This window comes from Hyphomonas sp., from assembly GCF_041689225.1.
In the GTDB taxonomy this organism is placed as follows: Bacteria; Pseudomonadota; Alphaproteobacteria; order Caulobacterales; family Hyphomonadaceae; genus Hyphomonas.
On the sequence record NZ_JBDNGN010000035.1, the window covers coordinates 1 to 9,003 of the forward strand.

Sequence of the window (9,003 nt, forward strand, 5' to 3'; positions counted from 1 at the left end):
CGTTGCTGCGCCCCAGAAATAACCCTGACCATACCGCGCTCCGAGTTCAAGCAGCCTTTTCCGGTCTGCATCTGTTTCAATACCCTCGGCAATCGTTGTGAGTCCAAGTGCGCCGGCAAGGAGCAGGATTCCCTTGATAAATGCGTCCTCGTCACTCTGGACGAAGGCCCGGTCGATCTTGAGATAGTCGAACTCGAATTGCTGAAGGTGGGCCAGCGACGACATGCAGGTGCCGAAATCGTCCAGGGACAATTGAACCCCGGCGTCTCGCAACTGTGACAGGACCGACCGGGCGCGGACAGGATCCTCGGCCACACCACTCTCGGTGAGCTCCAGTTTCAGCCGGGCAAAGCGCGTACGTGCCTTGTGGACGGCTCCCACAAGTGTAGAGGGCTCGTTGAGCTGAAACGGGGATACGTTGACGCTCATGAAGAGGTCTTTCCGGCCGAGCGCGAGCGACATGCGGCGCGCGTCTTCAGCCGCAACGATCAGGATGCGGCGGCCGACCTGGTTGATCAGGCCAGATTCTTCAAGCAGCGGAATGAAATCGACCGGCGGCACCGGACCCAGCAAAGGGTGCGTCCAGCGCAGCAGCGCCTCCCAACCTGCGAGCAGATTGGTCGACAAGCAAATGATCGGCTGGTAGGCGACCCACAACTGGCGGCTCCGGATGGCTATGTGCAAGTGAGATTCCAACTGAGCAAGGCGCTCGGCGCGCTGGCGTTGCCCCTTGTCAAAGTCGACCGACCTCTGGCGCCCAAGGCGCTTGGCCTCGTTCAGGGCGAGGCTGGCATTGTGCATCAGCATCGGGATATCCCGAGACTCCCTCGCCCATGCGGCACCGGAATTGCCCCCCCCTGAGAACGTGAAGCTGCCAGCGTCAATCGACCGACCGAAACTCCCAAGGCTCGGAATATCCGCGCCTTCCAATTCATCCGGGTGCACGGACGCAAGAATCGCGAACTCGTCTGCGGCGATCCGCGCGATGAATGTCGAAGGCCGGGACGCGCCACGCAGGTCCTGAGCCGCGCGCACAAGCAGCGCATCCCCGGCAACCCGGCCCATCGTGTCGTTGAAACGCCTGAAGCTGCAGAGATCAACGAGAACAAGCCGGAGCGGGCGAAAGGGGCGCTGCCTTGCCCGCTGATCGAGTTCATCATTCAGTGCCTGCCGGCTGGGCAGCCCTGTCAGGGCATCTGTGTACAAGGCATCATGCAGCTGACGCGCTGTCTGCTGTCGCTCTTCAGATTCCTGCCTGAGCTTTGCGAGAAGCCGCTTTTCCTTTTTCAGCAGGCGCACGAGCTGGCTGGCATAATCAGTCACACGCCCCATGAAGCGCTGTCCTCGCCGCATCGCAATCGCGAGGCTGAACGAGAACAGGAGAATGGCGAGGACTTTCTCGACTTCGGCGCCGACAAGAATGGACGGTCCGGACATATAGGCCACAAAGTCGTGCGTTATTGCACTCGGCGGACTTTGCCAGACAGCCCACAGGGTCAGGCCGGTCCATCCGGTGGCAGCCATTGCGCCGGCTGCGAGAACCTCCAGAGGATCGAATCTCAGGGCTCGCAGGCCAATCAGAACGAAAAGCCAGATGACCGTCGGTGATTTCAGCACAAAAGCAGGAGGCTGATCATACTTGGCCTCAAAACAGACGATCAGAGTAAACAGGACGGCAAATTCGCCAGCCATTGTTATGTATGAAAGCCAGGATGGCAGTGGCCGCTGACGTGACATGTAGATGCGGAAAAGCGACAGGATTGCGAGCGCAGACATGGCTGGCCAGACAGGATCCAAGGTTCTCGAACCTGCATCACCGGGCGCCGGGGTCATCAAGTATACCAGCGCCATCAGGACCAGGAGTGTGGCTGTTACAAGCGCAATCGAGCGATCGCCGATTCGGATTTCATTCTCGAGTTGTGTATCAGGTGCGGCTGGTCTGGTTTGCATATGCACGTTCCCTTCGAGAGCGCGATGAGTGAGGACGCCAGGCACGTTGCAGCTCAATGGCTTGACCCTCCTGAGGCGCGACTTTCAGATGGATGGCTGCTGTAAGTCCGGGCAGGCAGAGCGGATCTGGATCGTCCCGGCTCAGCTTGGCCTGGCCTGTAGGTCTGGTCGATCTGCCAGAAATTCAGGTCAATATGTACAAGCCCACGCTCGCGGTCGCCAGGACGGGCGCCGGTGCGAAGTGTGACGGCGATGTCTGCGAGGACGCCTGGATGCAGCCGGAAATAATTGTGTCTGTGAAACTGATTGGCGTCCTGGACCATGATGAAGTGAACGGATTTGACGCCCTGAAAAACAGCCCGCGATTCAGGCGACAATTGATCGGGCCGGGCTGCGCCAAATCGCGGCGACCCAAATATCCAGCCGGCAAGACCAAGCGCGTTGTCGCCTGGGTTGAGATAGACATCGATCTGGCCAAATCCGATGCCGAAGGCTTCGGCGACAAGACGTTGCTCCATCACGCCAAGATCGATGTCTGGCGCAGCCATGATCAAAGTGTCGATCTGATAAGTGTCGCGCATCGATACTCCCGCACCTCGGGATTCGATCAACAGTTCCCGCAGGGCTGACGTCACAATCGATGCGCCGTGACTGTGCGTAACGACAACTACCTCATTGACCGCTCCTGTTGCAGAGATGATTCGCAGCGTTTCTTTCAGATGGTAGACTGAAAAGTCACCGCTTTGCGTGTCACTGAAGTAGCCCAATGCCTTGTGCCCGCCCGTCGGCCAGCTGAACAGTATCGGGACGCCGGCCCTGCCGGCAGCTGACCAGAGTTCGAACAGGTTGAACGCACCATCATCGAACGTGTTGTTGAAGCCGTGAACATAGAGAATGACTTTGCCGGTGTCGTTGTCTTCCAGCTCCTGCGTGAGTGCGGCTTGAAATTGTGCGCCTGCGCCCTTGTAGACGGCGATTGCGCTTCTATCACGGATGAGCACGCCCTTCTCGATCGCAAAAGGCAGGGGCGTTCCCGGAAACCGAACGATTTCATCAGTCAGCGTCGCGGCATAACGCGGTCGCTTGTCGCTGATCGCGTGTCCCGACATGTAGGCGTCGAAGTCTCGCTGCCCCATATTGGTGGTGTCAATCCTGACGTGGCCAAAAGCTATCGCGGTCGACCGGTCGACGCCAAAGCCTTGTTCTGTAACGAGAATATTACGGTCGGTTACATAAAGCATCTGCCGGGCGTTTTGTGGCACGCCATCTCCGGCCAGATTTCCTGTGGGACCTGACATCTGCCAGGGCGTCGGTGAGACCGCGGTGGGATAAACGCTGGCGCAACTTGCCAGCACGGCACACAGGACCAGCACGCGAAGGCGCTTCATCTTCTTGACCTATCGAGAGACCGAGCATTCTGGTGACGCAGAATCCCGGTCACCCAGACGGCTCCGATAAGTACAGATAGCAGCAGGGATAGGAAACACTGTGGCAGAAAGCCAAATGCACGTGGACAGACGGGCCCGTTGGCGATCTCGAGAACCGTCGCGAGAAACGCAAGAAAAGCGACAGGCAACCATCCGGCCAGGAACGCCAAATGTCTCTTCCATCCCCATGCCATCGCGGAATAGAAAATGAGACCATATCCAGCGAAGACAAGAAGGCAGGCAGGTAGCGGTCCTATCAGAGGACAAGCGGTACCCGACGAGAAATGTTCTCCCGTCAACAAAGCTGCCGGAATGAGTCCAAACATGGCGACAATGGCCAGAAGCAACCGCGATGTCATTGTCCCTCAATCCGGCTTGTCGTGAGGAGGGACAATGTGAAAAGTATGGCATGTGACGTGTTCATGGCCGTCGGCAATACCAGCCATCCGATCACGGGCGCCGCGGCATATAGGCCAAAAATCAGAGCGAGCAACAGTGCCGGACTGAACAATGCCATCCAGCGCGGGTAGCGTGTCTTTCCCGAAAGGATGCGCCGTATCCAGATAATCGAAAATGCCGCCATGACGAAGCGAAGCGCATTCACCAAGGGCTGGTGAAGCAACGTCTGGTGAACCAGAATATCCAGGCTGGCTCCGTCTGAACTGAGATCTTGTACGGTTTCAGCAATCAACGCGCGTTGACCGATCCAGACCGTTGCGAGAATGAACGCCCAAGCGCAACATACGAAAATCCCAAAACGCCATTTGGGCGCTTGCGGCAGGAGATGACCTGTGAGGTGCCAATAGCCGGCTAGATAGAGAGGGGCGGCCGAGACGCTGAGGAAATGCCCAAACGTCAATCTTGCCCGACTGACATCCAGAAAAAAGCCATAGTCCGGGTCTGTGTAATTGCCCCCCGGGACAAGTTGCAAGCCCCCTTCGCCGATCCCGGTCAGCAGGGCGCCGACAAGGCCGGCAATTCCGAACCAGACAAGGTTTTGACGAGGATAGGTGCTAGCACTTTTCATGGCGCGTCGAGCCGCCAGTCAATGACGTTGCCGGCTGCCACTTGTTCAGCTGAGCGTACCTGACCACCCGGAAAGCGGAGGGTGATGTTTTCGGCAGCAACGGCATCGCCCAGGCCGATGAAGATATCCGACGAACTGTCGGAACACAGTCCCTGGGCTGGTACCACCTGACGGACAAGTGTTCGACCATCGACAAGAACCTCAATACGAGCCGAATAGGCCGAAACCGAGTCGTCGAGCCGAATGCGTATACCATGCCGGTCGGGCGTTGCATTGAGGAAAGCCCTGGCCGGCCCCTTGAGATTGGCCCAGATTAGATCGGGCAGGCCGTCGCCGTTAAAGTCACCGACCAGTGGGGAAATAGCAAATAGCCGATTGGCCGCGCCTGCGCGCTTCTCTACCGGGTTGAATTTGCGCCCCCGGGTATTTTGCAGAATCTTTCCGGCATAGCGGTGGATCAGTGCCGGTTGTCCGAACTTGGCGTAATTCTGGGCGATGGCGATGTCTTCCCAGCCATCGGGATTGAAATCAGCCGCAACCACACCCCAGCCGAAACCCAACCGTGCGGCGTTCATTTCAGCGGCATGGTCGCTGAAGCCTCCCTGGTCGTTGCCGACAAACAGCATGTAGTTGGAATTGAATGGCGCTGATTTCGGCAAGTCACCGCGCAGGAGCGAGGACGGCAGAGTGTGCCCGACATTCGAGAAATAGAAATCGAGGGCGCCGTCACCGGTAAAATCGCCTGCTGCGATCCCCATTGGATAGGAATTCACGGATGGGCTTTCGAGCCGCTCGAAAGGCGGCGCGTCGTTGTTTCTCCAGATTTCGACATGTCCTGTGTCCTGGGCAACGACCAGGTCTGGGTCACCATCATCATCGATATCGGTCAGGACGGCCGTGAACGTGTTGTGCTGGCGGCGCAGGCCCCACAATTCCGTTGCGTCGGTGAAGTTGCCTGCCGCATCCCCCAGCAACAGATAGCTGTAGCCTCCATAAGGGCGCGTGAAGATGGTCTGACCCTCGACGCGATCATTGCTGATATAGCCGGAAACGTAGAGATCGACATGCCCATCGGCATTGACGTCTCCAGGTGTCACCGAAAGAGCGGTGGTGCCCGCTTCCGGCTTGAAAATGGTTCTTCCATCACCGAGTCTGCCCCTGGAGTTGAGGTACAACCAGACGCCGCTCTCGCGGGCAAGAATCAAATCGGTCCATCCATCCCGGTCGACGTCGACGGAGACGCCGCCCAGTGTTGCATCGCTTGAAGGTTTTGAGAGATCATGATCTGCGCTCTGATTTACAAACCTCCCGATCAGGGCGCTGTAGCTGAACAGTGCGTCCGGTTGATCGCGGCCTCCCCCAAGAAACACCTCGTCCTCGAGGTCACGATCGATGTCGATGACCACGCCCGCCATGAAGGGCAGCGATCCCGTCTTTTCCCGGATGTCCGACTGGTTCTCGAACGGCAGATCAACTGATGCGAATCTAAGGTCTGTTTTACCTTGAGGTTTCCACTCAAGTTGGACCAGGCGAAAACCGAGCCAGCCTGAGCTGAGGAGGAAGACCAGGACTGTCCCGATCCCCAGTGCGCCACAGCCAAACCAGAACCATTTTGGGGTGGATCGAAACATGCTGGCCCCCAAGGCTCTCACGTTCTCGAGGATTCGAGCTTGAATAGTCGGTCAAGAGAGAATCGGCCGGGACCACGGGCAACGATTACAAACAGGATGGCCGCCCACCAGACGTGACTACCCCACCAGCTATCGGCATCCGGGAAGACAAGACGTTCGATCACCAGAGTCATCGTGAGCAGTCCGGCGGCCGCCAGCCTTGACGTCAGCCCGAGGACAAGAAGGATCGGCAGAAGGATTTCCATGATACCGGCCATGTTGGCGAAGCGCTCGACAATCCATTGCGTTGTCGGTGCGTATGTGCCCGCCGCCTGGTCTGTGCACAGCACGAGGGCGCCAGCGCGCTTATCTTCCGGGCAGAAGAATTCGAACAGGAAGAGGTCGTATTTGTCAGGGTTGAATGACAGGAAGCCATTCCATTTTGTAAGCCCTGACATGAAAAATACCCGGGCCACGGCCAGGCGCGCGATAAGTAGCGCAAACGGTTCCAGCATGTTGGCCTTGCTGGTAAGCCAGCTATAACCAGCCTGCAGCCTCTGAATGAGTATCATGATTAGCTCCCCCTTGTTGAGCGATGGTGATGAATAATCCCGACGAGACGGCGCCGGCAATGAGATGCGAAAGATCAATAGACGGCTCGGCAGCCAGGGCGGCTTCACACGCATCCCCAAGTGGCGATTGGGACATGGCCGAATTGAGAAACGCGTGCTCTCCGGGATTGAGAGCGCGCATCCCGACTTCTCCTCCGGGACGCCAGAAAAGAACGTGCTCGGATCGGTGCGCCAGGGTCATCTGGCGGTTCGGTAGCTTGCCAGATTTCAGGTCCGTCCATAGGGATGCCGCCGCCCATTCGGTGTCGACAATATTAAGGCTCGGATGCGCGGTCAGGGTGGATGTCATCAGGGTCAAGCCATCGATCTCGGCCAGCGCGCCCGGTGCAAGCGGGTCTGCATCTGGTGCGAGATGCGCGTTGAGCCAGCCCCGGTCCATCCGGGCGATGTCTGCCAGCCAAGGTAGCCCGTGTTCAGATTCCGCCGCGGCGACAAAATGAGCGAGCGACACACCGTATCCGACGAGGCTTCTGGTTGAGGGCGGTTCCGCATCAGCATAGGCTCGCGCCAGGGCACTAAAAAACTCGTCCCCCATGACGGCTGCCAGCCGTAGATTATTGGATATGAGGGCCTCAACACAGGCGAGGATGCCAGAATTGCGATAGACTTGTGCACGCTGCCCCGGATGCGCACCGCCCTCCATCAAAGGAGTGAGCGCAGCAGCGCTTGCGCCGCCAGCAGCAAAAGACGACATGGCTTCGATATGCTGTTCAAGCCGCATTGTGCACAGCCTCATGTGACGCTGTCAGTATCCGCGTGGCGTGATGAAATTCGGCAAGTAAGTCGTCAAACGGTGGAATATTGCCATCGCGTTCAACGAGAACCGGCTTTGTCCCCCATGCCTGAAGCGCAACGCCCAAAAGGTGCCACACGCCTTCACTAACGGGCGCATCATGACTGTCGATGAGAAATTTGGCGCCAAGCGCAGGGTCTTCGGTGTGTCCAGCTACGTGAATCTCGCCGACAAGTTCACCAGGTATGGCTCGGACATAGGCGTATGGGTCCACACCAACATTGTTGGCGCTCACCCAGATGTTGTTGATGTCCATAAGGAGTCCACATCCGGATCGACGGGCAACATCCACAAGAAAATCCGGTTCGTCGAGCTCGCAAGCGAAGGGCAGGTAGTTGGTGGGGTTCTCGATCAGAATTCCCCGTCCGATCAAGGATTGGAACGCGTCAACCCGGCTTGTTAGATGTGCCAGCGCTTCCTGCGTCCGAGGAAGGGGCAGGAGATCGGCATGGTAGCGTGTCTTGTGCGCGGAGAACGTTGCGTGCTCAGACACCTGAAACGGATCGAAGCGTACGATCAGCGCGCGGAGTGCCTCAATGTGTTGGGAGTCGAAAGGGTCCAGCCCGCCAAGAGACGCACCGACGCCGTGAAAGCTGAGCTGGCGCTTTTCGCGGATAGCAGTCAGCCAAGCCAGGCGTGGGCCGCCTTGGACCATATAGTTTTCAGGGTGAACCTCGAACCACAATCCTTCAACTTCGGTCTCGAGCGCCGGAGCAAAGTGCTCCGGTTTTAGCCCGAGACCCGCAGTGGACGGGGGGGACGGTGGAAGTTGCATGACTGTGATCCGAGGAACTCTGCTGCCGGGCTGGGATCAGGCCGGTGTATTGCGATCCAGTTCGTTCAACGCAGCAGGACCTTCGGGCGAGACGATGAAGTCGCAGGAGCCTTTGGGCGCGTACGTCCAGGCATTTCCCTGGAAGTCGACGGTGGATGTGCCTTCGCAGCTTGTTCCTTTGCCGGCCTTGCAATCGTTCTCGCCAGCAAGGGCAATACCGTAACATTTGTCCTTGCGGCCTTCGATTCGCTCACCAGCCTGCCATGCCGTGAAGGCGGACTGAACGTCCGCGGGCGCATTGTCGGCCAGGGTAAGTTGAGCGTTTGGTTTCGCGTTTGCGGCGCCAGCGGCTGCGGCGAGTGCAAGGCCAGCGATCAAGGATTTTGCAATGAACGTTGTGTGCGACATATGTCTAGTCTCCAGGTTGAAATCTGCTCCGCCAGTTTGGCGGCGCAGGGGCTGAATACGTGAAGCCCTATTGAACTGAAACTCACGAAAGCGTGCGGGAGGATCAACGATCCGGCATTCCGGACTGTTCAGTCCACTATTTCTTAAGCGGGGACTGACAATCCTCGACTACATGCAATGCTTTAACACTTGCCGTGAAAGGAAATCCGACATGAGCTATTATCCCAGCCTTCCGGACCGCGCGCATCTGAGCGATCTGTTCAAACGATTCCCCAGGGGCGTCGAGCCACTGCTCGCGTTCCACGACTCTGTCCTGCGAAGCGATAGCGAGCTGTCAATTGGCGAACGGGAGCTGTTAGCAGCCTGGGTCTCAGGCCTTAA

Annotated in this window: 8 protein-coding genes; all 8 read right to left on the reverse strand. The window is 58.0% G+C overall.

All coding sequences use genetic code 11. The features are described from left to right. Window positions 1-1,950 (reverse strand): putative bifunctional diguanylate cyclase/phosphodiesterase (locus ACESNB_RS03105; protein WP_373003687.1); only part of this gene is annotated, 1,950 nt, incomplete at its 3' end. 53 nt (window positions 1,951-2,003) lie between these two features. Then, window positions 2,004-3,338, reverse strand: coding sequence for an alpha/beta hydrolase (locus ACESNB_RS03110; RefSeq protein WP_373003690.1), 1,335 nt, complete (start codon window positions 3,336-3,338; stop codon window positions 2,004-2,006). Window positions 3,339-3,732: 394 nt separating this feature from the next. Further along, window positions 3,733-4,404, reverse strand: a complete 672-nt coding sequence (locus ACESNB_RS03115; RefSeq protein WP_373003693.1) for a DUF6796 family protein — start codon at window positions 4,402-4,404, stop codon at window positions 3,733-3,735. After that, a complete protein-coding gene (locus ACESNB_RS03120) occupies window positions 4,401-6,047 on the reverse strand; it encodes a CRTAC1 family protein (protein WP_373003696.1) in 1,647 nt (548 codons plus the stop codon). Before ACESNB_RS03120 ends, ACESNB_RS03115 begins: the two co-directional genes overlap by 4 nt. A gap of 5 nt (window positions 6,048-6,052) precedes the next feature. After that, on the reverse strand, window positions 6,053-6,586 hold the full coding sequence (locus ACESNB_RS03125) for a DoxX family protein (protein ID WP_034742394.1): 534 nt from the start codon (window positions 6,584-6,586) through the stop codon (window positions 6,053-6,055). Continuing rightward, window positions 6,552-7,367 (reverse strand): putative DNA-binding domain-containing protein, encoded by an 816-nt coding sequence (locus tag ACESNB_RS03130; RefSeq protein WP_373003699.1) that lies wholly within the window; start codon window positions 7,365-7,367, stop codon window positions 6,552-6,554. Before ACESNB_RS03130 ends, ACESNB_RS03125 begins: the two co-directional genes overlap by 35 nt. After that, window positions 7,357-8,214 (reverse strand): DUF692 family multinuclear iron-containing protein, encoded by an 858-nt coding sequence (locus ACESNB_RS03135; protein ID WP_373003702.1) that lies wholly within the window; start codon window positions 8,212-8,214, stop codon window positions 7,357-7,359. Before ACESNB_RS03135 ends, ACESNB_RS03130 begins: the two co-directional genes overlap by 11 nt. Window positions 8,215-8,250: 36 nt before the next feature. Then, complete coding sequence (locus tag ACESNB_RS03140; protein ID WP_373003704.1) at window positions 8,251-8,622, reverse strand: DUF2282 domain-containing protein; 372 nt, start codon at window positions 8,620-8,622, stop codon at window positions 8,251-8,253. Window positions 8,623-9,003 lie beyond the last annotated feature (381 nt).

Coding starts and splice junctions, on each gene's coding strand:
- ACESNB_RS03110 (WP_373003690.1), bottom strand. CDS start 3,338: ATGAAGCGCCTTCGCGTGCTGGTCCTGTGTGCCGTGCTGGCAAGTTGC.
- ACESNB_RS03115 (WP_373003693.1), bottom strand. CDS start 4,404: ATGAAAAGTGCTAGCACCTATCCTCGTCAAAACCTTGTCTGGTTCGGA.
- ACESNB_RS03125 (WP_034742394.1), bottom strand. CDS start 6,586: ATGATACTCATTCAGAGGCTGCAGGCTGGTTATAGCTGGCTTACCAGC.
- ACESNB_RS03130 (WP_373003699.1), bottom strand. CDS start 7,367: ATGCGGCTTGAACAGCATATCGAAGCCATGTCGTCTTTTGCTGCTGGC.
- ACESNB_RS03135 (WP_373003702.1), bottom strand. CDS start 8,214: ATGCAACTTCCACCGTCCCCCCCGTCCACTGCGGGTCTCGGGCTAAAA.
- ACESNB_RS03140 (WP_373003704.1), bottom strand. CDS start 8,622: ATGTCGCACACAACGTTCATTGCAAAATCCTTGATCGCTGGCCTTGCA.